We start from the raw sequence: 24,251 nt of genomic DNA on the forward strand, positions 1-24,251 counted from the left end.
AACGCCCCTGACGGTCAGCCAGAGGCGCTTTAGAACGTTCTTAAAACTCAGTCGTTACTTTGGCACTGCCACCTTGTGGAATAGACGATACAATACTGGCACAACAATTAGTGTCAGTACAGTCGCAAAACCCAAACCAAACATGATGGTTACAGCCATTGGTTTAAAGAAGATATCCGGTAGTAGAGGAATCATACCAAGAATGGTAGTGATTGCCGCCATACATACCGGGCGCACACGACTTACCGCTGCATCCACAACTGCGTCGTACGCCTCTTTACCTGACTTCATCTCAATTTCGATCTGGTCAAGCAGTACGATACCGTTTTTCAATACCATGCCCGACAGACTCAAGAAACCAAGCAGCGCCATAAAGCCAAACGGCGTGTTCAAGGCGAGCAGACCGGTTGTTACACCGATCAATGCCAGAGGCACCGTCAACCAAACAATCAGCGGCTCCTTAATCGAGTTGAACAAGAAGATGGTGATCAAGAACATGAACAGGTAACCCATTGGCATCGTTGTGAACAATGACGCCTTCGCATCGCCTGATGACTCATATTCACCACCCCACTCTAATGAGTAACCTGGTGGCATTTCGATCGCTTCAATCTGTGGTTGTAGACGAGCTTGCAATGTTGCCGCCGTCTCTTCACCCAAGATATCTGGATCAGCCATCACTGTTAGCATGCGCTTACGGTTTTTACGAACGATGATTGGGTCTTCCCAACGCATGTCGTAACCCATAGTTACTTGTTGTAGCGGGATAAACTCACTCTGCGCAGGGCTCCAGATCTTCATGCCTTCGATATTACGAATGTCGATACGCTCATCTTCAGGAAGGCGAGCTACGATTGGCATCAGCGTTGTGCCATCACGGTACAAACCTATATTCATACCTGAGAACGACATAGATAGGAAATCATCCACATCAGACTTAGTGATACCGTAACGACGTGCTTGGCTCTCGTTAAATTGAGGCTCTAGCACTTGAGTACGTTCACGCCAGTCATGACGAATGTTGGTCGCGCCAGGATCGGCATACATCACGTCCATCACTTGCGCTGCGATAGTACGAAGGACAGTTGGATCTGAACCGATAACACGCGCTTCAATCTTCGCACCGCCACCAGGACCCAATTCAATTTGCTTCAACTTGTAGTTGATTTCTGGGTAGTTGGTTTTGATGTGATCTCTAAAGCGGTCCATCAGTGGTGCCAACGCTTCGTAGTTCTCTACACGCGTCGTGATTTCACCGTAGGCTGCGTAACTCTTCTCTGGTGAGTAAGTCAGCATGAAACGTTGTAAGCCTTTACCCGCAGTAGTGGTAATGTGCTCAACGTGATCTTGCTTCGCTAGCCAACCTTCAAGCTCTTTCAGTTTGTCGTTTGTCGCGCGAATGTCTGTACCTTCAGGCAACCAAACGTCTAATTGGAAGATAGGAGTGGTTGATGATGGGAAGAAGGCTTGTTTTACATGCGTAAAGCCGTAGACACTTGCCGCAAGACCTGCCACCAAAACCACAACCGTAAACCATGCTCGGCGCATACAGAAGTTTAAGAACTTTTTGTACATTACGAAGATGATGCCGTTGTAAGGGTCGTTGTCTTCCCCTTCACCACTCTTGATTTTCTGACCTTTAAAGAAGATGTCAGCAAAGAATGGCGTTAGCGAGATCGCAGTAAACCAACTCAGCATTAGAGAGATAAGTAATACAGTAAACAAGGTACCACAGTACTCACCCGTCGAGTCTTCTGACAGACCGATTGGAGCAAATGCCGTTACTGCAATCACGGTTGCACCTAACAGTGGCCATTTAGTTTGCGTTACGATGTCTGTAGCCGCTTGAAGTCTCGTTCGTCCTTTCTGGGTACCTATGAGTATCCCTTCCACGACCACGATGGCGTTATCCACCAGCATACCCAGCGCGATAACCAGGGCACCCAAGGAGATCCGCTGCAGGTCGATAGCAAAGTACTTCATGAAGATGAAGGTACCTAATACCGTCAACAATAGAATCAGACCAATGAGAAGACCTGATCGTAAACCCATAAAGAAGAGCAGAACGACGATTACGATGCCCACCGCTTGCGCCAAGCTGACAACGAAACCACTTACCGACTTGTCTACTTCTTTTGGCTGGTTATAGATTTCTGAGATCTCAACCCCAACCGGCTGTTGGTATTTTAGTTCCGCCACTCGGCGGTCAAACGCTTTGCCCACTTCAACTACGTTAACGCCTTGAGCAAACGAAATACCCATGTTGAGCGCCAACTCACCATTGTAGTTAATGATGTTGGTTGGAACGTCGACATAGCCACGTTTGATCTCCGCTACGTCTTTCAAGAAGATCAGACCTTGCGCACCCGACTCTGTCAGTAGCAAATCACCGAGCTCGTCAACGCTCTGGAACTCACCGGTTGGTTGAATACGAATGTACTCATCACCAATTCGGATCGCACCTGCGTCAGAAACGACGTTTTGGGTCGATAGTAGGTTAAATACCGTGTTCGGAGATAGACCTAGGCTGCTTAACTTCTTCATCGAAATCTCAATGAAGACTTGCTCTTGTTGTTGGCCTGATACAGAAACCTTACTCACCCCGTCGACTAATTCGAGCTCACGTCTCAAATAGTCCACATAGTCGAGCAGCTCTTTATAGCTGTAGCCATCACCAGTTACGGCCAACAAGATGCCATATACATCACCAAAGTCATCAATGACCGATGGATCATTAACACCCGGCGGTAATGTGCCTTTTAAGTCGTTGACTTTACGGCGTAACTCATCCCAAATCTGCGGTAAGTCATCCGGACCATAGTTGTTTTTCATGGTCACAGTAATTTGCGATAAACCGCGGCTGGAAATGGAGTTAACCTCATCCACATAGGTTAATTGCTGAATCGCTTTTTCGATTGGATAGGTTACCTCTTCTTCGACCTGTTGCGGTGTCGCACCAGGGTAAGAAGTGACAACCATTGCGTCTTTGATGGTAAAGGCCGGATCTTCAAGACGACCTAGGCCAAAGAACGCAGAGATACCACCGATTAAGAAGATCAGCGATACCATCCAACTAATTACACGGTTACGAATGAAATACGCCGCGATGCCCGTTACGTTTTCATCATCATCTTTTTGAGGCGCAACGTTATTTTGTTCACTCATTGAGTTGCCTCCTGCTTAACCACTTCCACTTTCATGCCATCTCTTAATCGGGATACACCAGCGACAACCACTTTGTCGTCAAGCTCTAAACCATCAAGGATTTGAACCGAGGTTTGTGACGCTTTACCAGCACGCACTTGCTTGCGAGTTACGGTATTGTCGTCATTCAAGACCCAAACAAATTTGTTTTCACGATCCAAATCATCACCATCGGCATTAAAGATGGCTTCGATTGGCACGTTGATACCGATGTTAAGGTCTAGACCGGTCTTTTCATCTTTAGAGGTCACATCCACCGCCATACCATCAAGAATGTATTCGTTTTCTGGCATAGGCAGAGACAGCGTCACCGTAAAAGTGCCAGTGTTTGGATCTGGCTCTGTGGTGAACTCTTTGATTTGAGCGTTGTATTCATTGCCGCTTGGTACACGAACTACGGCATTGATTCCCGTCAGATGTTCTTCAGTCGGAGGCTGATTAACGTACAAACGGTCAGGAAGCTGAATCAGTACTTCGACGCGATCCACACTGTGAATGTTTACGATGTACTGACCAACTTGAATGTTCTCAAACTGGTCGACGTTTACGCGCGAAATAACACCATCAACCGGTGCTTTTAGCTCTGTAAACGACAAACGAAGCTTGGCTAATTCAAGTTCAGCAAACGCAATTTGACGCTGTGCTGCGATCTCATCAAATTGTGATTTTGCCAATAGGCCTTTTTTCACTAGAGGGGCTGAACGGCGGTATTGGCTGTCAACCACAGAAAAACGTGCCGATGCGTTATCGACATCAAGCTTGTAATCGGTAGGGTCTAGCGTCGCAATAACATCACCTTTTGTGACCTTATCACCTTCTTTGACCAAGACTCGACTGACCTCGCCCGCAACACGGAAGCTTAAGTGTGAACGGTCAGCAGCATTGGCGACAGCAGGAAAATACAGGTTATCGTCAACCTTCTTACCTTCCAGAGAAGCCACTCGAACGCGCGGCGTTTCAAGTTCTCGTTCCGGCCCTTTGTCACCACAACCTGCCAATAGCATTGCTGAGCAAAGTGTGGTTAAAGCTAAGATTCCTTTCATACTACAGTCCTCGCTCCTTAACCCACTCACGCACTTTGATGCCAGGCTCAATCACGTTGACGCCAGAGATAATGATTTGGTCACCGTCTTCTAGGCCGGACGCAATCTGCTGTTTCTCGTTAAGCGTTACCGTCACTTTCTCAACGATGCCTTGGTCATTCACACGCCAAACACACGTTTTATCGTTCTCAGTAAACAGTGCTGAATTCGGAATTCTTGTGGCACCTGCATTTTCAGACACCAAATGCACATTACCGGACATACCCGGTAAGATACCGACCCCTTCTGGGCGAGCCATCACCATGGTGACTTTGTAACTGCCCGTTTTAGGATCCGCTTCGGTATCAATTTCTTGGAAGGTCAATTCGAAAGAACGCTCTGGGAACGCATCAAACGTCATTGACGCATGTGCGTTGGCACCTTGCGTAAACTTACTCAACAAGTGATCTGGTAATTGGAATAACACCTTCATCACTTGGTTGGTTTGAATGTTCATGACGCCTTCTTTTGCCGCCACGTATTCATGGTTTTCCGCTGGCAGGTAAGAAATAGTGCCATCGTAAGGAGCAACAAGCTTGGTGTATCTCAGGTTTGCTTTAGCCTGATTCCACTGTGCTTTTGCTGAATTATGATTGGCTTTCGCTGCATCAAAATCTTGCTCAGACACCACTTGCTCTTTACGAAGCTTTTTCGAACGTTCGTATTGAACATCCGCTAAGGTGTAATTCGCACGGGCTTGTTTTTCGAGTAGTGAATACTCGTCAGGGTTGAGTACGGCAAGCACATCGCCTTTGTTAACCATCTGCCCCGCATTGACTTCGATCGACTGAAGCAATCCAGGCACACGGAATGCGAGTACTGCTCGGTCGCCGGCTTCTGTGGTGGCAGGAAAATGTCGTTCAAACTGAGCATTGCCTACAGAGACCGTGAAGAGTTTGGCGGGCCGAGATTCGGGTTCAGGGACTGGTGGCAGCTCTTTTCCACACCCAGAGAGAACCGTCATGACAGCGATTGGAATGAGCGCTTTTCTCATGTTAATTCATCCATTTAAGATCCATTCCTTTTAAAGTAGATGAATTTATGGTGTTCTTCTAGAGCATCAGAGCAAAAAATTTCTTTAAAAATAGCAATTTGAGACAAAAATAAAGCAGGCCGAAGCCTGCTTTATCAATAAATTAGTAACTAATCACTAGAGCTTATTAAACTCTCTGTTTACGCGATAAGTGTCAGAAGTGACATACGCTTCCATGTTGCGAATTTTTCCATCGAGACGGTTAAAGTCATTTTCCAGCACGCTTAACAGCTGATCTGGACTCTGTCCTTTTTGCCACGGTTTGCTCTTCAACGTATGTTCTTCGCGTGACTTAATGTTCTCGGTATAAGTCATTGGTTGCTTCTCTAGCATGAAGGTCATTGCAATGTAAGCCAACAAGACTAAAAAAGTACCGCCTAGCAAGGCTGCGGAGATCACGACGATACGAATCAACCAAACTTCCGCGCCAAAGTAGTTTGCGACTCCGGCACACACACCGGAGATTTTGCCGTTTACCGGGTCACGATACAGTTCTCGTCTATTCATACTTTCGTCTCCATGTTGGGGACTCTGAGTCTAGGATACGCTCTAATGTTTCAACTCGAGACTGCATCGCTTCCGCTTTTTCAGACAGTACCTGAAGGCGCTCTAGATCTTGGCTCGACAGTGCACTATCTGCTTTGCGTTTGCTGCGATAGTGTAAGAAGAGCCATAGTGGAGCGACAAAGATTAAAAAGACAATCAATGGTCCAGTAATAAAAAATGTCGACATAAATGGCTCCTTTCTTATTTATCGTTCGATGACATCTGTTCTTTCAGTTTTGCCAACTCTTTTTCAATTTCGTCTTGTGCTTGTAGCTCAGCAAACTCTTGGTCTAGCGACTTTGCGTTACCCGTTTTCGCGTATAGGTCCGCTTCCGCTTCCATCTCGTCAATCTTACGAGAGTATTGCTCGAACTTTGCCATCGCCTCGTTTGTACGGCCTGCATGAAGTTGTTTTTGTACATCACGACGGTTCGATGCCGTTTGGTTACGAATCGCTAGCGCTTGCTGCTTCGCACGAGTTTCTGTGATTTTTGCTTCTAGCTTACCGATTTCGCCAGTCAGTTTCTCAATGGTTTCTTCGACTAGCGTTTGCTCAGTGTGAAGACCTTTAATCACTTGCTCCAGCTTTTGCTTTTCAATCAGAGCAGCACGTGCCAAATCTTCACGCTCTTTCACTAGAGCTAGGCTTGCTTTCTGACCCCACTCAGTGATTTGCTCTTCTAAAGCTTCAACTTTGCGAGCCAACTCTTTTTTGTCTGCAATCGCTTTAGCCGAGTTAGTACGCACTTCTACAAGCGTGTCTTCCATTTCTTGGATGATAAGACGGATCATTTTTTCAGGATCTTCCGCCTTGTCTAGCAATGCACTGATGTTTGAGTTAACGATGTCTGCAAAACGAGAAAAAATACCCATAACGGAACTCCTCTTTTTTCCTATTTAAACTCGACAAGGTGGTGATTCACCTTGTGTCTCCCTTTAGATATAACAAGTAGCGTGCCAACTTTTATTTTCTATAATAAACAGTACTTTACGCATTTTGTTGTCGTTACACTCCGTTATGCTATGATGGTTTTTACCAACTGTTGGTAAATTTCACCAACTCCAATACTGTAAATCGTGGCTAGATAGAAAATAAGAAGGATTTTATGAAGCAGAACCTCATTGGTGAATCGCCCGCTTTTCTCGCCGTACTAGATAAAGTATCACAACTGGCGCCGATTGAACGTCCTGTTCTCATCATTGGAGAACGAGGTACAGGTAAAGAACTCATCGCGCAACGTTTACACTATTTATCAAAGCGTTGGGATAAGCCACTGCTTTCTCTAAACTGTGCGACATTAAGCGAAGGTCTGATTGATTCAGAACTGTTTGGCCACGAATCCGGCTCATTTACAGGATCTAAAGGTAAGCACAAAGGCCGCTTCGAACGCGCAGAAGGTGGCACCTTATTTCTCGATGAATTGGCAACCGCTCCTCTTCTTGTTCAAGAAAAACTTCTTCGCGTGATTGAATATGGTGAGTACGAACGTGTTGGCGGACATACCGCACTGACTGCTGATGTTCGCTTAGTTTGTGCAACCAATGCCGATTTACCAAAACTGGCGGAACAAGGCGATTTCCGCGCAGATTTACTGGACCGTTTGGCGTTTGACGTCATCATGCTTCCACCACTGAGAGAGCGAAAAGAAGACATTCTTTCCCTTGCCGAGCATTACGCGATCAAGATGTGCCGTGAATTGCAGTTGGAATACTTTGTTGGCTTTACGGAAGAGGCACAACAATCACTTTTGGATTACGCATGGCCGGGCAACGTACGTGAGTTAAAGAACGTGATTGAGCGTGCGATTTATCGTCATGGTTTGAACTCTAATCCGATCGAATATCTTATCTTTAACCCATTTGAAGCGGGTTGGGATAACGCGTTAGGCCATACAGCAAATCAAGAAGAATCAGAACCTGCAGAAACGGCGCCGAGAGCTGAGATTCGCTTCCCTCTGGATTACAAACAGTGGCAAGAAGACCAAGATATCGAACTGCTTAACCGCGCTTTAGAAGAAGCGAAGTTTAATCAACGCCAAGCGGCAGAGCTATTAGGGCTAAGTTACCACCAGCTCAGAGGCATGGTCAGAAAATATGGCTTAGTTGGTCAAGGATAAATAGCACCTGCCCTCTCACTCTAGCGTTGTCTCACTATACTAAGGAAAACAAGCCGTTTCCTAACCAGCGGCAAATCACACACATAGTGAGCAATTTGAGAGGCAAATAAGATCGCCAACCAGAAATGATACGGTAATTTGATCTAACACCTCGCTACACAACGATTTTATGTTTGGAGCGAGTTGGCAAAGGTGATAAATTAGCGGGATCATTTTCGCTTGTCATCTCTGATGCAAAAAGCAGAAGGAACAAGCAAAGTCCAATGACCATTTCATATTATGAAAGCTTTTATAAGACTATCGCTGAGCCTTATTGGTATTAGCTTACTCACCGCATGTGGTGACGAAATCGATCACAATGATATTCGAGAGAATGGCTTTGTGTTTTGTGGGCAAGGTAAGCCAACCACATTTAACCCTCAGCTCATTGACAGCGGCATCACAGCCGAAGCATTAAGTCCTCAGCTGTACGACACGCTGCTCACTCTCGATCCTAAATCTCACCAACCCGTCGCAAACCTTGCGGAAAGTTGGTCGGTTAACGACGAAGGCACGGAATACACGTTTAGCTTAAAACAAGGCGTCGCGTTTCAAAACACCGCTTGGTTCACACCGACTCGTCCGTTTAACGCCCAAGATGTGGTATTCAGCTTTAAGCGAATCATTGATGTAGACCATCCGTTTCATGACGTCGGTGGTGGTTTTTATCCATGGTTTGCAGGTTTGGATTTCCAAAACCTCGTAAAAGATGTGATTGCTCTGGATGACCACACGGTTAAGTTCGTACTTTCTCAGCCTAACTTTGCTTTTTTAGCAAATATTGCCACTAGCCATGCTGTTTTGCTTTCTGCTGAATACGGGCAGCAATTAGCAGAGAAGGATGAAAAAGCACAAATCGATATATTGCCTATTGGTACTGGTCCTTACCAACTAAAAGAGTATCAAGTAAACGATTTGATTCGCTTGGAACGTCATCCAAAATACTGGAAGTCACCGGCGAAGATGGAACAAGTGGTATTCGACATTTCTCACCGCGGTACTGGCACTCTGGCCAAGCTATTGAGAAACGAATGTGATGTTTTGGCGTCACCGATTTCTAGCCAGATCCCAATCATTCAAGAAACGGAAAACCTTGAGTTAACCGCAACGCCTGCTAACAACGTTTCTTTTATTGCGATTAACACTGGTCACCCTGCGCTTCGCGACCCTCGTGTTCGACAAGCACTTAACCTTGCGATCAATCGTCAGAACATTCTTGATTCGGTTTATTACGGAACAGGTACTCAAGCCTATACCCTACTTCCTCCAAATTCTTGGGCTTACCAAAAAGACAGCGTAAAAATCCGTTACGACCGTAACTACGCCCTAGCCCTATTGCGAGAAGCAGGTTACGAAAAAGGGCTTCAGTTAACAATGTGGGTACCTTTAGAGCCACGCGCATTCAACCCAAGTCCACGCAAAACCGCTGAGCTGATTCAAGCTAACTTTGCGGATATTGGCGTTGATTTACGACTTCTGACCGATGACCGTTTTGAGCGCACTCAGTTAGAAACCATCAATGATGTCGATTTACTGCTAACGGGTTGGATTGGTGATACAGGCGATCCGGATAACTTTTTCCGTCCACTGCTTTCTTGTGAATCTGAGCGCGTTGGTTTGAACGTTTCAATGTGGTGTAACGACGACTTCGACTTCTTGTTGGATCTCGCGTTAGAAACAGAGCAACAACGTTACCGTTTGAACTTATACCGCCAAGCTCAAAACATATTGAACGAAGAGTTTCCGGTGATTCCGCTAGCTCATGGTGTTCAATTCCGTGTTCACGATAAATCGCTGAAAGGCTTTAAGTCGAGCCCTTTCAATGCACAACCTTTTGATAGAGTTGAGAGAATTCATTAATGTTTTGGTACGCCGTAAGACGTCTTAATCTGTTTGTCATCACTTTGATGATTCTCACGTTAGTGGGCTTTTCACTCCTGCGTTTGGATCCCACTTCCCACTGGGCAAACGTTGAGTTTTGGTCGGGTTGGCAAAGTTATTTAGTCGAGTTGTCTCAGCTTAACTTCGGCATCAGTAAAAATGGCAATCCAATTTACGAAGAGCTCGCTGTCGTTTTCCCTGCGACGTTAGAGCTGTGTTTCTTTGCATTCATAGTGTCGCTACTTATCGGTATCCCACTTGGTACCATTGCAGGTATGAAGCAAGGTAAATGGCTCGATACTAGTATCTCGTTTGTGTCAATGTCGGGTTATTCTGCGCCAATCTTCTGGGTTGCTCTAATGCTGATTATGGTGTTTTCGCTTCAGTATCACGTGTTCCCAGTTGCAGGACGCTATGACCTACTTTATGAAATCGACCACGTCACAGGATTCGCCATCATTGATGCTTTCATGGCAAAAGGTGAATACCGAGCACACGCGCTACAAAGTGTTATTGAGCATATGATTTTACCATGTTTGGTATTGGCATTAACGCCAACCACTCAGGTCATTGGCTTAATGCGAGCATCAGTTGCAGAGGTGATGAGTCAAAACTACATCCGTGCCGCGCGAATCAAAGGTTTGTCGAACCGCGAGATCGTGACTCAACACGTACTTCGTAATGCGATTCCACCCATCATTCCAAAGGTTGGGGTTCAACTTTCGAGCATGATTACTCTCGCGATCATCACTGAATCCATCTTCAACTGGCCTGGCATTGGCCGCTGGTTGTTAGACGCCCTTTCCAATCAAGATTATGCTTCGATTCAAGCGGGTGTAATGGTTCTAGCAACTCTTGTTTTAACTGCCAACATCCTTTCGGATCTGATTGGTGCCATGATTAACCCTCTGGTGAGAAAGGAATGGTATGCTAACAAATAACGTTTATCAGGAAGAACGCATTCCGACTCAGTTCGAACGTTTCTGGCGCAGCTACCGTGCGAACAGCTTGGCAATGTTCGGCTTGTGGTGTTTGGCTTTCGTTGTACTGATTACCATCTTTGCTCCACTGCTAGCACCCTACGATCCGCAAGCGCAATCGGGTGAATTACTGGTTCCGCCATCATGGGCACCGGCAGGCACTGTTGATTACTTTTTAGGAACCGATGACTTAGGTCGTGACATTCTTTCACGCCTTATCATGGGCTCTCAGTTGACGTTTGGCGCAGCGGTTGCAATCACAGCAATTGCAGCTCTTATCGGTTGCTTTATTGGCGTGTTAGCGGGTATGACCAAAGGCCTTTTGTCTAGCACACTGAACCACCTTCTCGACACCGTCATGTCAATTCCATCACTGCTGCTTGCCATCATTTTTGTGGCTTTCTTGGGCTTTGGGGAATTCAATATTCTATTGGCGATATGTTTGGCTTTGATTCCGCGCTTTATTCGCTCGGTTTATATTGCCGTGCATACCGAAGTTGAGAAAGATTACATCATGGCTGCCCGTTTGGACGGTGCTAACGACTTCTACTTGCTTTGGAACTCGATTCTACCGAACGTGTTGACAGTCATCGCGGCAGAAATCACCCTAGCACTTTCTGTTGCGATCCTTGATATCACCGCACTGGGTTTCCTTGGTTTAGGTGCTCAAGCGCCAAGTACGGAATGGGGTGCAATTCTTGGTGACTCTGTTGAACTGATTTACATCGCACCTTGGACGGTGACACTACCCGGTCTCACCATTATGTTTACTGTTGTTGTTCTAAACTTAGTGGGTGAAGGTGTACGCCAAGCGCTCAATGCGGGGATCGAATAATGCCGTTATTAGATATTCGACATTTAACCATTGAAATTGAAACACCATCGGGCCTTGTGAAAGCCGTAGACCGCATGAGCATTACCCTAAATGAAGGGGAAATACGCGGTCTAGTGGGCGAATCAGGTTCGGGTAAAAGTCTCGTCGCCAAAGCGATTGTTGGGGTTTGTAAAGACAACTGGAAAGTCACCGCGGACCGAATGCGACTTGGCAATATTGACCTGCTTCAATTGACGCCGAAAGAGCGCCGACGAGTGATTGCGAGTGACATCGCGATGATCTTCCAAGAGCCTTCAACTTGTTTGGATCCTTCTGAAGAAGTAGGACGTCAGTTGATCGAATCGATCCCTTCTCGCTCTTTCGAAGGCAAATGGTGGGAGCGATTCAAGTGGCGTAAGAAGCAGGCGATTGCCCTACTCCACAAAGTCGGTATCAAAGATCACAAACGTTTGATGGGAAGTTACCCATACGAACTGACGGACGGTGAATGTCAAAAAGTCATGATCGCAATGGCGATTGCAACCAAGCCGAAAATCTTGATTGCCGACGAGCCAACCAACGACCTTGACCCTATTACTCAGTCACAAATTTTGCGTTTGTTGAGCCGAATGAATCAGCTTAACAACACCACGATTGTGTTGATTGGGCACGACTTGACCACGATTACTCAGTGGGCGAATCGTATTACAGTAATGTACTGCGGCCAGTCGGTAGAATCCGCCGATACAGAAAAACTGATTGCGGCTCCTAAACACCCGTATACCGCAGCCCTGCTCAAAGCGATGCCAGACTTTAATGACTGGATCCCTCATAAACAGAAACTGCAATCGCTGCCGGGTTCCATCCCTCCTTTGCAGCACTTACCAATTGGTTGCCGCTTGGGGCCTCGTTGTCCTTATGCACAAAGACAATGTGTGGAGATTCCACACACTAAGCGTATTAAGAATCACAAATTTAGCTGTCACTTCCCATTGAACACGGAGAAACATTCATGAGTGCGTTGCTTGAAGTCGATAACCTATCGAAACAGTTTGTCACGCGCTCAGGTCTGTTCAAACGCACAGTCAAGGAAGCGGTAAAACCGGTTAGCTTTACTCTAGAGCCGGGCCAAACCATTGGCTTTATCGGTCAAAACGGTTCAGGTAAATCAACCTTAGCACGTATGCTTGCTGGTGTAGTTGAGCCAAGCTCTGGCGAGATTCGCGTGAATGGTGAACGTCTAGAGCACAAAGATTATTCGACGCGCTGTAAGCTGATTCGTATGATTTTCCAAGATCCAAACACCTCTTTGAATCCACGAATTCAGATCGGGCGTATTTTGGAAGGCCCACTTAAACGAAACACCAACATGCCGCCGGATGCACGAATGAAGCGTGTGAAGGATACGTTGCTACGCGTAGGTTTGTTACCGGAGCATGCTTACTTCTATCCTCAGATGCTGGCAGCGGGTCAAAAGCAGCGTGTGTGTCTTGCTCGTGCTTTGATTCTTCAACCGTCTATCATCGTCGCTGATGAGGCACTAAACGGTCTCGACATGGCAATGCGCTCTCAGATCATTAACCTGTTCTTGGAGCTACAAGAAGAGATGGGATTGTCGTTTGTTTACGTGTCTCAACATATCGGCATTGTAAAACACATTACGGACAAAGTGATGGTGATGCATGAGGGCGAAGTGGTGGAATTTGGTGAGACAAACCAAGTGCTGACCAACCCAGAGCATGCGATTACTCAACGATTGGTAGAGAGCCACTTCTACAAAGCGCCAAACCACTAGAAACTGAGCGAGTAGTAAGTTTCTAGTATTCGCTTTCTCAAAAAACCTTTCTCTAAAAACAATAAAGCCTGCATCAACGCAGGCTTTTTTATTCTCTGAATTCTAGAGCACGCTTTGTAGCGACTAGCGACGGCTCTCTTGTTTACGAAGCTCGAAATCAAACTCGTCAGGGAATAGAACTACGCCTTCTTCGTTCTGATTTGGGAAAACCACAACAGACAACTCATCGTCCTCTAGGCCTGATGTCCAACGGCTGTGCCATTTGTTCAAAGAGATAGCTTCTGGTTCACACTCTTCCCAGTCACCTGTCGCCCACTGCTGTGCAAACTCTTCGTTTGGCCACACAGGCACACAATCGTCATCTTCTGTATTTAGCATCACGCAGCCGTGTTCATCTTTTAGAATCCACACTTTGCGGTTTGCTACGATTTCCTTCACACAGTATTTCAAACGCTGTTCTTCATTGTAGCGATTGATGGTGTCCATTTGCTCTTGGGTTAATGCTTCAGACATGTTTGTCTCCTATTCCCATAGAAAAATGCCCACCTATTGGCGGGCATTTAAAGTATACGTTGGTAATAATGAAATTACACAAGCTCAGTTTGAAGCCAAGGCCAGCCTTGCTTCTTACGGCTTAGAGTGTTTTCCATCATTAGCATGCCGTCTTTCTCGTGCTTAACAAGCTTCTCAGCCCACTCACCTTTGTAAAGAAGACGAGTTTGAGCAGTAGTGATGTCTGTTAGCATAACAGCAGCAAATGCTAGGTTGTCGTTCGCACAACGAGCTTCTAGATCCGCTTCTAGAGCTTCGATCATGCCGTCAACTTGCTCTAGAGTCGCAAGTTCAACCTGACCTACTACTACGTCACGACCGTTGAATGGGTAACCTTTAAGGTCTTTTTCAACAAGTTCAGCTGCAGATAGACCTTCGATGTTTGTCTTAGCGATTAGAAGATCTTTAGTGAATGCGTCAACATCTTGTACGTCTGCGATAGCCGCTAGCTCAGCTACTGCATCTTTGTCTTTTTGAGTACAAGTTGGAGAAGCGAAACCTACTGTGTCAGAAAGAATCGCTGACATCATTAGCTTAGCGATTTGAGGCTTGATCTCGTGACCTTCAATCTTGAACATGTTGAACAGTACTGTGTTAGTACAACCAACAGGCCAGATCCATGCTTCCATTGGGTTTACTGTCATCACGTCACCTAGACGGTGGTGGTCAACAATACCTGCAACTTCTGCTTCAGCAATATCGTCTGGTGCTTGCGCTAGATCTGAGTAGTCTACTAGCCAAACAGTTTCACCCGCTACTGATGTGCGAAGTTCAGGAACTTCTGCACCAGCTACTTCAAGGATGTGCTGAGTTTCACGGTTAATTTCGCCTTGGCGGATTGGCATTGCTTCAACGCCACGCGCCTTTAGAAGTTCAGTTGCAACTAGTGCACTACAGATGCTGTCACTGTCTGGGTTCTTATGACCTACAACTAGAATCATGTTTCTTCCTATTCAAGTCAGTTTGATGCGCTTCCTAAAAGGGTGAATTGCATAACGAATTACACCTTGGAAGCGGGTTTGCTCACAAAGGCCGATACTTTACCTGATTTGAGGGAAATTGACACGAAGAAAAGTTGTTACCGCCTATTGCGAATAATTCTCACTTTCATATAATGAGAATCATTCCTATTTGCATTTGAGCTTACTATGAACGCAACAAAAATTTTCCACTCAGCACATCAGCTGCTGCAGCCAACTCAATTTCGTCTGGCCTATAAAAGGCTATTGCTGCCTATCGCATTGCTCGCACTGTTAGCGAGTGAAACCACAAGAGAAGTCACCGTCGCAACCCTATCTGATTCTTTCTGGGCGGTATCTTGTTACGTTGCAGCTACCTTAGCTATATACCACTACCTTTCGAACTTCATGTCGAAGACAAATCGACTCACTGCGCTTTACCACAGTTCTCGTAGCCATCAAGTTTTCTTTGCTGCACTCCTTGGAGCTTTGCCTGGTTGTGGTGGTGCTATCGTTGTCACCACTCAGTTCATCAGTGGCCGAGTTGGCTTTGGTGCTATCGTTGCAGTATTAACCTCGACCATGGGTGATGCTGCCTTCTTATTACTCGCAGCAGAGCCTGCAACAGGGTTTGGTGTGATTGCTTTAGGTATTGTTGTAGGCGCAATATCTGGGTGGGTAGTGAATGCATTCCACGCTGATGACTTCTTGCGCCCAAAGCAAAAAGAGGATGTTCCACAAGCTCAATGCTGTAATAGCCATAGTGATGCGCACACAGCAGTTGAGCAACGTGCTATCAATCTTCAAGGAGCATTCTGGAAATGGCTGCTGATACCTGCAAGCATCATTGCCGTTCTGGGCTCATTCCAAGTGGATACCAACCAATTACTTGGCCTCAAAGAAAACAGTATGGAGTGGTTAGGTGCGACATTTGCAGTTGTCAGTATGTTTTTGTGGGCGATGACCAAAGAGCTAGGTGATTACAAATCAACGGTATCTGAAGATGACAAAATCATCGACTCGCACCCAATTCAAAAAGCGGCTCAAGACACAAACTTTGTTAGCGCGTGGGTTATTTTGGCTTTCTTAGCCTTTGAACTTACAACCTATTTCTCGGGTTTAGACTTGGGAGCGACGTTCTCAAACTGGGGGATCTGGATGCCTCTCATTGGTTTGGCTATTGGTATTTTGCCAGGCTGTGGCCCGCAAATTCTAGTTACGAGTCTTTATATATCCGGCGCAGCGCCATTATCAGCACAGCTTTCTAATGCCATTTCCAATGATGGTGATGCCTTGTTCCCTGCGATTGCAATGGCTCCTAAAGCTGCGCTTGTCGCCACTATCTATTCTGCGATACCAGCCTTGATTGTTGGATACGGTTACTTTTTCCTATTTGAATACTAGCTTTCAAATCAGATGCAATGGATACAAAAAGAGCCTCAATCGAGGCTCTTTTGTTTTTCGGAAGCGCGCAAGGTTAAGCTGTCACGATAGCTTTAGCATTGAGGCCTTTGTCTAAACTCACCAACAATAGCTGGCATGGCTCTTGGTTGAGCTTCTCTCCTGTCCAGTAATCGTACCAATCGGTAGGCTGGTCTGCAGTGAGCGTAAACTCTGTCGCTTCATCATTGGTGTAATTAAATAAGCAGTGCAGATCGTTTTTAGATGTTAGCGGCAGGAAAGCATGGTTTAAACCTAGCGCGGTAAACTTGGCCGACTCCTGATTACGACGCTGACGCAACATCAATTTCGCTAGCGTCTTACTCGCAAATGGGGTGATTTCTGGTAGAGGGTCACCTGAAAGCAGTAGACCGCCACACGCTAGCAACGCGTTGCGATGGAATTGGTAATCTTCACGTGAGGCTGCTTGATTAGGTAATGAAGTGAACGTTGCGCAATCTGGGTCAATTTGCCATAACTTACGATGCTGCCAACTACGGAAGAAGGTTTCTTTCGCAATTTGTTCAAAGCGATGGCTATGGCGCTCTACGTCGTCAGAGACACGCATTGCATCAACTAAGCCCAAAGAAGGCCACATTGGCGCGTTACAGCCTAACAGCCATGCATCCCCTGCTCCTTTAGCGATCGCTTCCATACCCATGCGGTAGGCTTCTACACCGGTGACACCCGATTGGCTTCGCTTACCTTTTAAAGTACCCCAGTAGTTTGCGTCTAATTTGAATAGCTCAACGCCCCACTCTTGACGCATGACAGACACCACATGAGTCAGGTGATCTTGCACTTCAGGATTTGAGGTATCGAGAATGTACCATGGTGTACAGCGCCAACCGCCGTAGGTGACATCTTCTGCTTTCAATAGGCTGCCATCTTGGTGACGCACAAACCACTCAGGATGCTTTTGGAAGATCTCCGATTCTGGTTGAGCAATGAATGGCGCCATCCAAATCGCTGGTTTTTTGCCTTTAGCGCGAATGTTGTGAATCAGCTCTTTGACACCGCCAGAAAACTTATCTGAAGGTGTTAGCCAATCCCCCATAAATGCTTGGTAACCGTCATCGAGCAGCACCCATTCAAGCTCAGCTAGGTTGTCTTGCATGCATTCGACGTTTTTCAATACGTTATTTTCTGTCACATCTGCATAGTATGCATACCAAGAACACCAGCCAATTGGCGCATCTTGTGTGACGCCGTTACGGATTGGGTGGTGCTCGGCAAGCATCCCACTGTACTGTTTGTACAACTCAGAGAGAGAGTTGCCACGAAGTACCGCAACAGATTCCAGCTTGTTGTGCTCCCAATCAGCCACTTGGGTCTGCTCTCCGTCGATAGAAGCAGAAAGAACCCAATGCTCACCATGCTGCTGCACTTCAAAATAGCCTGCAAAGCGATGACAAGAGGTAAAACCGAACAAGGTATAACCTGCGGCGTCTTCAACAGCTAGATAGTTGTAGTAACGCTTTGGGGAATTCTCAGGGTAAATACGGTAAGAGTTGTTGTTATCCGGGCAACGACCAACGTCGACAGGTTGAGAAATGGTGCCGCTAGTCTGCGCCAACATTTGGAAACCGTCGCCTAACACGGTTGCGCCCTGTTCGTAGAGGAAAGGCATTTCAAACAGGACTTCACGATCGGTGAAGGTTTTGTTGTGGATCCCTGCAAACGAAAAATGAACTTGGTTGCCCATCACTTCAAACAGAAGATCATTATCATGCACCGTTAGTTCGGTGTGATTGGCCAATTGAATGGTTTGAGCCATAGAAAATCTACTCACTTGATTATTATTGTTTAGTTTGGCTCATTATCCTCCGCTTCTCCTACCCAATTCGTTATCAGCATCACGAATCTAGCGGTCGTGCAGATACTTAGATTTGGTATTGAGAGAGTGCTCACTGAAATTTTTTTAAAGCTTAGTGCTGTTATTAAGCAACTTCGATTGGACCACCTATTACTTTAAAAAGTTAAGTCCATCAACTACCATAAGTTACATACAATTATGGATTAATGATGATGACGAAATCCCTACCTAAAATCTATCTATACTCTCGTATTTCAAGCCTATCACAGCAGTCTGGTACTGGCTTACAGCAACAACGAAACCAACAACCACTGCTATCTGAATTATCGCACCGCTACAGCCTTCCTATCTCTAACGAAACGTTCGAGGATATTGGTGTGTCTGCTTACAAGGGCAACCACTTACAAGCAAGCTTCGGTAAAATATTAGATGCCATTAGCTCTGGACGTATTGCAAAGGGTAGTATCTTAGTGGTGTTCTCGTTAGACCGTATTTCCCGCCAGCAAGTTAACCTAGCGATGGAACTGTTCCTATCAGTTATCAATAAAGGAGTCAGCATCTACACGACTTCTGATAATATGCTGTACGACCATAACGACGAACATATCTCCCAAAACATAATCCTATCTGTACTTACGATGCAGCGTGCCCATGAGGAGTCTCGTACTAAATCTAAGCGTACTCGTGGAAATGCTCTTACTATCATCAAAGGTATCGAAGCTAATGATCCTGCCTACTTTCAGGATGGCTACACTCGTGCTATCAAATCCGTTGGCAGTCACCCTTGGTGGCTTGACATATCATCTGGTTACGTGAAGCCTCATCCTAAATACTTCCCAATTGCCCGAGCCATAGTGAAGCGTATTATTAACCTTGAATCAACGATAACTATCTTCCGATGGTTAGAGAAAAACTATGATGCTCCACCTCGTTCTCGTGGTAAATGGAACCCTGTCTTGATAGATAAAATGACTGCAAATACTATGCTGACAGGTAAGCGCATACTTACTATTGATGGTAGTGATTACAATCTCCCAAATTACGCACCAGCAGTTTGCTCTGAGAAAGACTTTGACCTGCTCCGTGCCACTAGATCTGGTAAATACAAGAAAGACAACGTTACAAAGCCAAAGGTCACGGGATTGCTCAACGGCATCAATACACTAAAGTGTGGAATATGTGGTGGTGGGATGTCGTGTAATCGTAGCGGAAAATATTATCGTTATGCCTGTATCAACGCAGCTAACGGCACAGCAAAGCACCCTCAATGGGGTACACCGATTGAGCCCATTGAGAATTACATAACTCAACAGGCTAGACTAAGAGCGTTCAACAACATTGCTCAACCAGCTAGCGATAATCTCAAGTCCTTACTGCAAAACCAATCCGACCTAACATCCCAACTAGAGCAGCTTGAAATTGAGTATCAAGAATACCGAGCCGATGGTTTACGTCCACCACGTGTACTGGTTGCTGAACTTAGCGATTTAGAATCACAGTTAGAGCAAATTCAAGAGTCTATTGATGCTGAACGTATTACTACTGCTAAAGGTACGTTACCAAACGTCTGGCGCTCGTTATTTACTGATTATGCTGAGGCTGACTTCTTAGATAAACAACAAGTCGATTTACGGTTGCAATTTCGCAATGTTCTACGTCACATGATTGACCGCATCGAAGCAAAGCCAACTGGTAGGAAAGACGGTAATCGAAACATTATCGAATACGTCGTGAAATGGTCTAACGGAGATACCACTGTGACTTCACTCTAGTTCAAGTCCACTACCCACTACCCCAAAATCAGGAACAGTAGTATGATAAGCGGTTATGTTTTTAGTGAAACGAGATTGAAATGGTAGCCGTTACAGTAGATAGATACTCACACGTAGAGTGTCGAAAGAAAGAGGGTGCTCACTACACACCTGATTTTATGTCAGATTTCATGTCAGAGCAGCTCATTTCCAATTGCTCTCTCAAGGACGTTGTAAACATCGTTGACCCAGCCATTGGTGATGGTGAACTACTGGTTAGCTTGATACATAATCTTCAAGCAAAAGGTGTTAAAAACATTTGCGCTTATGGGTTTGATACTAATGAAGAGTCAATCAAAATCACCCAAAGTCGATTGAAAAGTCTCTTTCCTGATGTTTCCTTGCATTTAGAAGCTCGCGATTTCTTAGAGCTTTGCTTAAAGAAAGATTTAAATGACCCAAGTGTTTCTTACATCCCTACATTTGATTTGTTAATCGCAAACCCTCCTTACATTAGAACTCAAGTATTGGGTGCTGATAAATCTCAGGAACTTAGCGAGCAGTTTGGTCTGAAAGGACGACTAGATATCTATCAAGCTTTCCTTGTCGGTATGAAAGCTGTACTGAACGAAGATAGTGTAGCAAGCGTTATCGTTTCAAATCGCTTCCTTACAACTAAAGGTACTGGTGAGTTTCGAGAGAAAATGTACGCACAATACTCACTTCTTGGTATGTGGGATTTTGGTGATACTCGAATCTTTGAAGCTGCTGTGTTACCTGCGGTAATGACTCTAAAGCTAAAGGGTGATGCAGAGGATAGTTACGCTATCCCATTTGCATCTGTTTACTTGTCGGATGAAGAAGTTACTTGCGATCAAGTAGCGGAAAACCAAGTTGATGCTCTAAATTACTCTGGTTGCTTGCTTACAAAGAATCAATCAAAAGTAATGGTCAAGCATGGGCATATGGTATTTGATGACAAGCCCAAGGATGTCTGGAGACTTCAAGATGAAGAATCAGAGGCATGGTTAAATGCAGTTGCCGAGAATACTTGGTGTACATTTAAAGATGTAGGTAAAGTCCGTGTGGGTGTCAAAACTACTGCTGACAACGTATTCATCAAAGAAGATTGGGAAACAGAACAAGGCTATGAGCCGGAGCTTTTAAAACCATTGACTACGCACCATGTTGGCGGACGTTTTAGAGCAAACGGTAAAAAGCTAAAATCTATTCTGTACACTCACCATATGGTTAATGGCAAGAAAGCAGCAATCCCGCTTGATGACTACCCATTGTCGACTCAGTATTTAGAGAGCCATAGAGAGCAGCTTGAGGGGCGCAAGTACGTCATTAAAGCAAAACGAGCATGGTACGAGATTTGGGTTCCACAAAACCCTGCTTTGTGGGACGAGCCGAAAGTTGTATTCCGTGATATCACCGAACAACCTATGTTCTGGATGGACACGGGTTCTGTGATTAATGGCGACTGCTACTGGATGATTCGTGATAAGAACAACTTACCAGAAGACATTCTATGGTTAATCTTAGCTGTTGCTAACTCAACTTTCATTGAGACATTCTATGACATCAAGTTCCAGAATAAGCTCTACTCAAATAAACGACGTTTCATTACTCAGTACGTGGAGAAATTCCCACTGCCTAACCCTGAAAGTGAAATATCACTTCGTTTGATTGAACTTAGTAAGTCCTGCTCAAGTGAACCTGAGCATGCTAAACGATTGTTAATCGAGCAAGAGATTGATCAGCTAGTTTGGGACATATTCCAAGCACCAAAAATCTAGCATTTTAGCGACCCAAGACCGCAATAATCTTGGGTCGCTTGCTATTTTTCTACGGGTTAAATGCTGACTTGCCTGTGTGATTTTCAAAGAATGCCATCGGGATGCTTCTTTGGCACTTGTAGCTTTGTGATGCAATGTATGTGAAATGGCTTCCTAATTTCTTACCCTCACATAAAACCACACCCTCAACCAAACCAGTTGTAGAGTCAGTCAAAGCAATGAGATAACGAATATCGCCAGTTTTGAATCCTGGGCAACTTGGTACATCTTCTTCGTACTCTGGCGTGTATTGACCTAAGTCTACAGTTGGAGAATCTTGAACTTTAATCTCTAGAGCTTGGTTTCGAATATCAGGATACCCTCCATCCATCAAATCCGCTTGAGTGATGTTGTAACCTAGCTTTGTGGCAATCAAACGTTCAAGTTCTTGACCTCGCTCCTTAGTCGAAAGCGTTGGAGAAATAGTCACTTTTCCAACCACGTCAGATACGACAACATCAAGAATAGTCTCGATCGGAAGCAAAGAGCTTGCTGATGGAGCATCCTTAATGCTTAGTGATGGTAAGTTTGTGATATTAGCTTGATTACCAACAGAGCCATCAGATGGATAGAACAGAGTGCTATTTGGCATTGACAAAACATTCTGACGAGCACGATTAGAAATAATCATCTGACTCTTAATCGTCGGCTTTCCGAATTTACCAAAATTTTCAACAATGTAGTCAGGCGTCAGCACCAATACAGATTCAATAACATGAGTCTCTGGATTGACTTTGACAGTAATAAATCTCACCTCATTCGCAGATAAAGTTTCACCATTCGCATATTCGACTTGTACTGAATCTGATGCAGGGTTGCGATTCCAAACTTGAAGATTGTAATTTACCTTACCGCTAGTAACGATGTATGTGTCGATGTACTCAAGAAGTGCTTTAGGAACTCCCTTTCCTTTAGTAGGCACAACTACATAATCAGACTTAGAAGCCGTTGTAGGCGTCGAAGGTGACAGGGTAGCTGCGATTAGTTTTCGTAAATTTGAGCCGTCTGTGCGGCTAGCTCTGGTTAAATTAAATGTTTGACCGACCAAAGATGATAGTTTTTGAGCCAATTCTTCAGGCGTAGATAGTGCTGCCTTGTTTACTGGCGCTAGCTTGAACTTTGCTTCCACAAAATAACCTCCAAATACATAATTTGCATAAGATTATCATGGTTTAGTCTCAATGTGATAATGGCTTGTGTTGAGCTTGTCGGCTAAATCTCAATATCACCAAAGTTAAATAACGGAGCAGTAGAATTGTTGAAAATGAACCGTACAAACAGTGTGCGAACGGTCACTTTTAAAACACTCCCAACTAACTGTTATCCCTTGTAATTCCCTCTTACTCGTTACTTTACGCCCTATTTGGAAGTAGTGCAGAACTGTACTGGGCTTCCTAAAAGGGTGGGTAGACGGCTGTCTTACTCCCCATATTGCGTTCTAGCAATGCCAATCAAACATTAAGTTAACTATCAGTACCACTAAGGAGGAACTTACCAATGCGTAAGCCTGTAATCTATCGTGATGATAAAGAACGATCATCTTGGCGCCGTTTCGCCATCAATAAAGAAATCCCACAAGCACCTAAGACTAAGGAACATAAATTACTTCGCAAACTGTTTCTTGCGCTTTACCGCACCAATGAAGAACTAGCAACCGAGGTGACTTATGAGCTCTAAGAGAAGAAATCCAACAATGATGTCAATACATGATCACATTGAATGCATGAGGAAACGTGATGCTAGACGACAATACAGACGTTCGGTGTTATCTCGTATCTCACGATTACAACAAACAAAGTCATCACTTCACAAACGCATTTATGGTGAAGTGAAATACGATGAACATGGTGAGGTTATCTATGGGAGCTAACTTCAAAGATCCTGTCACTCGTACTAAGGCAGAAGCCACACGTCGTCGCAATGCAGCAAAACATAAATCTGAAGCTGAGACGGTTAGAATATCGCCTCATGAATACCGTCTGTTGAAGCAGGTAGAGTCTGCTATTACAGCAAGCAATCAACTGGGTGTTGAACTCAACCTAGTGCTTCAAAGCTGCCCTATGCGATTTCGTAAATTATTCAAAGACGTAGACGTCATTGGAGATGTACGCCCTGTGCTTGAACACTTGGTAGAACAATACACGAATAATGAACTGTCGGAACGAGAGAAACGCTTCACAACCAGTTTGGCTCTGGCGTTATTCCCTGACACCCATCTCGGTAAACGATTCCAAGCACTTACTGAATACGAGAAGTTCAAAGAGCAAGAAGCTAAAGAACAACTTGAGATTGAACAACGCCTAGATGACCTATTTGCTGAATTTGATGTTGAGTAATACGCACCTCAAACAGAGTATTAGCAGACTTCACAATTCAACTGACCCTAACCCCTTACTGAAAC

Annotated in this window: 21 protein-coding genes; 11 read left to right on the forward strand and 10 right to left on the reverse strand. The window is 45.1% G+C overall.

Annotated features, from left to right (window positions below; genetic code table 11):
- Positions 1–54: 54 nt before the first annotated feature.
- The 6 genes from vmeI to pspA all read right to left on the reverse strand — a co-directional run bounded on the left by vmeI (position 55) and on the right by pspA (position 6,738).
- A complete protein-coding gene (gene vmeI / locus H735_RS06465; protein ID WP_020194935.1) occupies positions 55–3,165 on the reverse strand; it encodes an efflux RND transporter permease subunit VmeI in 3,111 nt (1,036 codons plus the stop codon).
- The gene (locus H735_RS06470; RefSeq protein WP_020194936.1) at positions 3,162–4,247 is read right to left on the reverse strand and encodes an efflux RND transporter periplasmic adaptor subunit; all 1,086 of its coding nucleotides are present in this window, start codon (positions 4,245–4,247) and stop codon (positions 3,162–3,164) included. The genes vmeI and H735_RS06470 overlap by 4 nt, the downstream gene beginning before the upstream one ends.
- Before the next feature lies 1 nt (position 4,248).
- Positions 4,249–5,280, reverse strand: coding sequence for an efflux RND transporter periplasmic adaptor subunit (locus H735_RS06475; protein ID WP_005437278.1), 1,032 nt, complete (start codon positions 5,278–5,280; stop codon positions 4,249–4,251).
- A 156-nt stretch (positions 5,281–5,436) separates the two neighbouring features.
- Positions 5,437–5,826, reverse strand: coding sequence for an envelope stress response membrane protein PspC (pspC, locus tag H735_RS06480; RefSeq protein ID WP_005437277.1), 390 nt, complete (start codon positions 5,824–5,826; stop codon positions 5,437–5,439).
- The gene (pspB, locus tag H735_RS06485) at positions 5,819–6,052 is read right to left on the reverse strand and encodes an envelope stress response membrane protein PspB (protein WP_005437276.1); all 234 of its coding nucleotides are present in this window, start codon (positions 6,050–6,052) and stop codon (positions 5,819–5,821) included. The genes pspC and pspB overlap by 8 nt, the downstream gene beginning before the upstream one ends.
- A gap of 14 nt (positions 6,053–6,066) precedes the next feature.
- Complete coding sequence (gene pspA, locus H735_RS06490; protein ID WP_005425704.1) at positions 6,067–6,738, reverse strand: phage shock protein PspA; 672 nt, start codon at positions 6,736–6,738, stop codon at positions 6,067–6,069.
- Positions 6,739–6,971: 233 nt separating this feature from the next.
- Between pspA and pspF the strand changes: the two genes are divergently transcribed.
- The 6 genes from pspF to H735_RS06520 all read left to right on the forward strand — a co-directional run bounded on the left by pspF (position 6,972) and on the right by H735_RS06520 (position 13,491).
- Positions 6,972–7,982: a phage shock protein operon transcriptional activator gene (pspF, locus tag H735_RS06495; RefSeq protein WP_020194937.1), complete on the forward strand. Its 1,011-nt coding sequence runs from the start codon at positions 6,972–6,974 to the stop codon at positions 7,980–7,982.
- Between the two features lie 279 nt (positions 7,983–8,261).
- A complete protein-coding gene (gene sapA / locus H735_RS06500; protein WP_020194938.1) occupies positions 8,262–9,881 on the forward strand; it encodes an ABC transporter substrate-binding protein SapA in 1,620 nt (539 codons plus the stop codon).
- Positions 9,881–10,843: an ABC transporter permease gene (locus tag H735_RS06505; RefSeq protein ID WP_020194939.1), complete on the forward strand. Its 963-nt coding sequence runs from the start codon at positions 9,881–9,883 to the stop codon at positions 10,841–10,843. Before sapA ends, H735_RS06505 begins: the two co-directional genes overlap by 1 nt.
- Positions 10,830–11,717: an ABC transporter permease subunit gene (locus tag H735_RS06510; protein ID WP_009705777.1), complete on the forward strand. Its 888-nt coding sequence runs from the start codon at positions 10,830–10,832 to the stop codon at positions 11,715–11,717. Before H735_RS06505 ends, H735_RS06510 begins: the two co-directional genes overlap by 14 nt.
- Entirely contained in the window at positions 11,717–12,712 is a 996-nt protein-coding gene (locus tag H735_RS06515; protein ID WP_020194940.1) for a peptide ABC transporter ATP-binding protein, read from the forward strand. The genes H735_RS06510 and H735_RS06515 overlap by 1 nt, the downstream gene beginning before the upstream one ends.
- A complete protein-coding gene (locus H735_RS06520; protein ID WP_005437261.1) occupies positions 12,709–13,491 on the forward strand; it encodes a peptide ABC transporter ATP-binding protein in 783 nt (260 codons plus the stop codon). The genes H735_RS06515 and H735_RS06520 overlap by 4 nt, the downstream gene beginning before the upstream one ends.
- 123 nt (positions 13,492–13,614) lie before the next feature.
- On the opposite strand, the gene H735_RS06525 is transcribed toward H735_RS06520, so the two are convergent.
- A complete protein-coding gene (locus H735_RS06525) occupies positions 13,615–14,004 on the reverse strand; it encodes a DUF2750 domain-containing protein (protein ID WP_005437260.1) in 390 nt (129 codons plus the stop codon).
- A 74-nt stretch (positions 14,005–14,078) separates the two neighbouring features.
- The gene (locus tag H735_RS06530) at positions 14,079–14,984 is read right to left on the reverse strand and encodes a manganese-dependent inorganic pyrophosphatase (protein ID WP_005437259.1); all 906 of its coding nucleotides are present in this window, start codon (positions 14,982–14,984) and stop codon (positions 14,079–14,081) included.
- Positions 14,985–15,191: 207 nt separating this feature from the next.
- Between H735_RS06530 and H735_RS06535 the strand changes: the two genes are divergently transcribed.
- The gene (locus H735_RS06535; RefSeq protein WP_020194941.1) at positions 15,192–16,406 is read left to right on the forward strand and encodes a putative manganese transporter; all 1,215 of its coding nucleotides are present in this window, start codon (positions 15,192–15,194) and stop codon (positions 16,404–16,406) included.
- Positions 16,407–16,479: 73 nt separating this feature from the next.
- On the opposite strand, the gene H735_RS06540 is transcribed toward H735_RS06535, so the two are convergent.
- A complete protein-coding gene (locus H735_RS06540) occupies positions 16,480–18,219 on the reverse strand; it encodes a glycoside hydrolase family 36 protein (protein ID WP_020194942.1) in 1,740 nt (579 codons plus the stop codon).
- A gap of 245 nt (positions 18,220–18,464) precedes the next feature.
- Here H735_RS06540 and H735_RS06545 point away from each other — a divergent pair, with 245 nt between their 5' ends.
- Both H735_RS06545 and H735_RS06550 read left to right on the forward strand, forming a co-directional pair.
- The gene (locus H735_RS06545; protein WP_080641564.1) at positions 18,465–20,030 is read left to right on the forward strand and encodes a recombinase family protein; all 1,566 of its coding nucleotides are present in this window, start codon (positions 18,465–18,467) and stop codon (positions 20,028–20,030) included.
- 80 nt (positions 20,031–20,110) lie between these two features.
- Complete coding sequence (locus tag H735_RS06550; protein ID WP_020194944.1) at positions 20,111–21,811, forward strand: Eco57I restriction-modification methylase domain-containing protein; 1,701 nt, start codon at positions 20,111–20,113, stop codon at positions 21,809–21,811.
- Between the two features lie 49 nt (positions 21,812–21,860).
- On the opposite strand, the gene H735_RS06555 is transcribed toward H735_RS06550, so the two are convergent.
- Complete coding sequence (locus H735_RS06555; RefSeq protein WP_020194945.1) at positions 21,861–22,979, reverse strand: hypothetical protein; 1,119 nt, start codon at positions 22,977–22,979, stop codon at positions 21,861–21,863.
- Positions 22,980–23,347: 368 nt separating this feature from the next.
- Between H735_RS06555 and H735_RS06560 the strand changes: the two genes are divergently transcribed.
- Together H735_RS06560 and H735_RS06565 are read left to right on the forward strand one after the other, a co-directional pair.
- Positions 23,348–23,527, forward strand: coding sequence for a hypothetical protein (locus H735_RS06560; protein WP_020194946.1), 180 nt, complete (start codon positions 23,348–23,350; stop codon positions 23,525–23,527).
- A 182-nt stretch (positions 23,528–23,709) separates the two neighbouring features.
- Entirely contained in the window at positions 23,710–24,186 is a 477-nt protein-coding gene (locus H735_RS06565; protein ID WP_020194947.1) for a hypothetical protein, read from the forward strand.
- Positions 24,187–24,251: the final 65 nt, after the last annotated feature.

Source organism: Vibrio owensii CAIM 1854 = LMG 25443 (assembly GCF_000817815.1).
Lineage (GTDB): Bacteria > Pseudomonadota > Gammaproteobacteria > Enterobacterales > Vibrionaceae > Vibrio > Vibrio owensii.

Bases quoted from the DNA above. Each gene is read 5' to 3' on its own strand.
- vmeI (WP_020194935.1), bottom strand. From the start codon at position 3,165: ATGAGTGAACAAAATAACGTTGCGCCTCAAAAAGATGATGATGAAAAC.
- H735_RS06470 (WP_020194936.1), bottom strand. From the start codon at position 4,247: ATGAAAGGAATCTTAGCTTTAACCACACTTTGCTCAGCAATGCTATTG.
- H735_RS06475 (WP_005437278.1), bottom strand. From the start codon at position 5,280: ATGAGAAAAGCGCTCATTCCAATCGCTGTCATGACGGTTCTCTCTGGG.
- pspC (WP_005437277.1), bottom strand. From the start codon at position 5,826: ATGAATAGACGAGAACTGTATCGTGACCCGGTAAACGGCAAAATCTCC.
- pspB (WP_005437276.1), bottom strand. From the start codon at position 6,052: ATGTCGACATTTTTTATTACTGGACCATTGATTGTCTTTTTAATCTTT.
- pspA (WP_005425704.1), bottom strand. From the start codon at position 6,738: ATGGGTATTTTTTCTCGTTTTGCAGACATCGTTAACTCAAACATCAGT.
- pspF (WP_020194937.1), top strand. From the start codon at position 6,972: ATGAAGCAGAACCTCATTGGTGAATCGCCCGCTTTTCTCGCCGTACTA.
- sapA (WP_020194938.1), top strand. From the start codon at position 8,262: ATGAAAGCTTTTATAAGACTATCGCTGAGCCTTATTGGTATTAGCTTA.
- H735_RS06505 (WP_020194939.1), top strand. From the start codon at position 9,881: ATGTTTTGGTACGCCGTAAGACGTCTTAATCTGTTTGTCATCACTTTG.
- H735_RS06510 (WP_009705777.1), top strand. From the start codon at position 10,830: ATGCTAACAAATAACGTTTATCAGGAAGAACGCATTCCGACTCAGTTC.
- H735_RS06515 (WP_020194940.1), top strand. From the start codon at position 11,717: ATGCCGTTATTAGATATTCGACATTTAACCATTGAAATTGAAACACCA.
- H735_RS06520 (WP_005437261.1), top strand. From the start codon at position 12,709: ATGAGTGCGTTGCTTGAAGTCGATAACCTATCGAAACAGTTTGTCACG.
- H735_RS06525 (WP_005437260.1), bottom strand. From the start codon at position 14,004: ATGTCTGAAGCATTAACCCAAGAGCAAATGGACACCATCAATCGCTAC.
- H735_RS06530 (WP_005437259.1), bottom strand. From the start codon at position 14,984: ATGATTCTAGTTGTAGGTCATAAGAACCCAGACAGTGACAGCATCTGT.
- H735_RS06535 (WP_020194941.1), top strand. From the start codon at position 15,192: ATGAACGCAACAAAAATTTTCCACTCAGCACATCAGCTGCTGCAGCCA.
- H735_RS06540 (WP_020194942.1), bottom strand. From the start codon at position 18,219: ATGGCTCAAACCATTCAATTGGCCAATCACACCGAACTAACGGTGCAT.
- H735_RS06545 (WP_080641564.1), top strand. From the start codon at position 18,465: ATGATGATGACGAAATCCCTACCTAAAATCTATCTATACTCTCGTATT.
- H735_RS06550 (WP_020194944.1), top strand. From the start codon at position 20,111: ATGGTAGCCGTTACAGTAGATAGATACTCACACGTAGAGTGTCGAAAG.
- H735_RS06560 (WP_020194946.1), top strand. From the start codon at position 23,348: ATGCGTAAGCCTGTAATCTATCGTGATGATAAAGAACGATCATCTTGG.
- H735_RS06565 (WP_020194947.1), top strand. From the start codon at position 23,710: ATGGGAGCTAACTTCAAAGATCCTGTCACTCGTACTAAGGCAGAAGCC.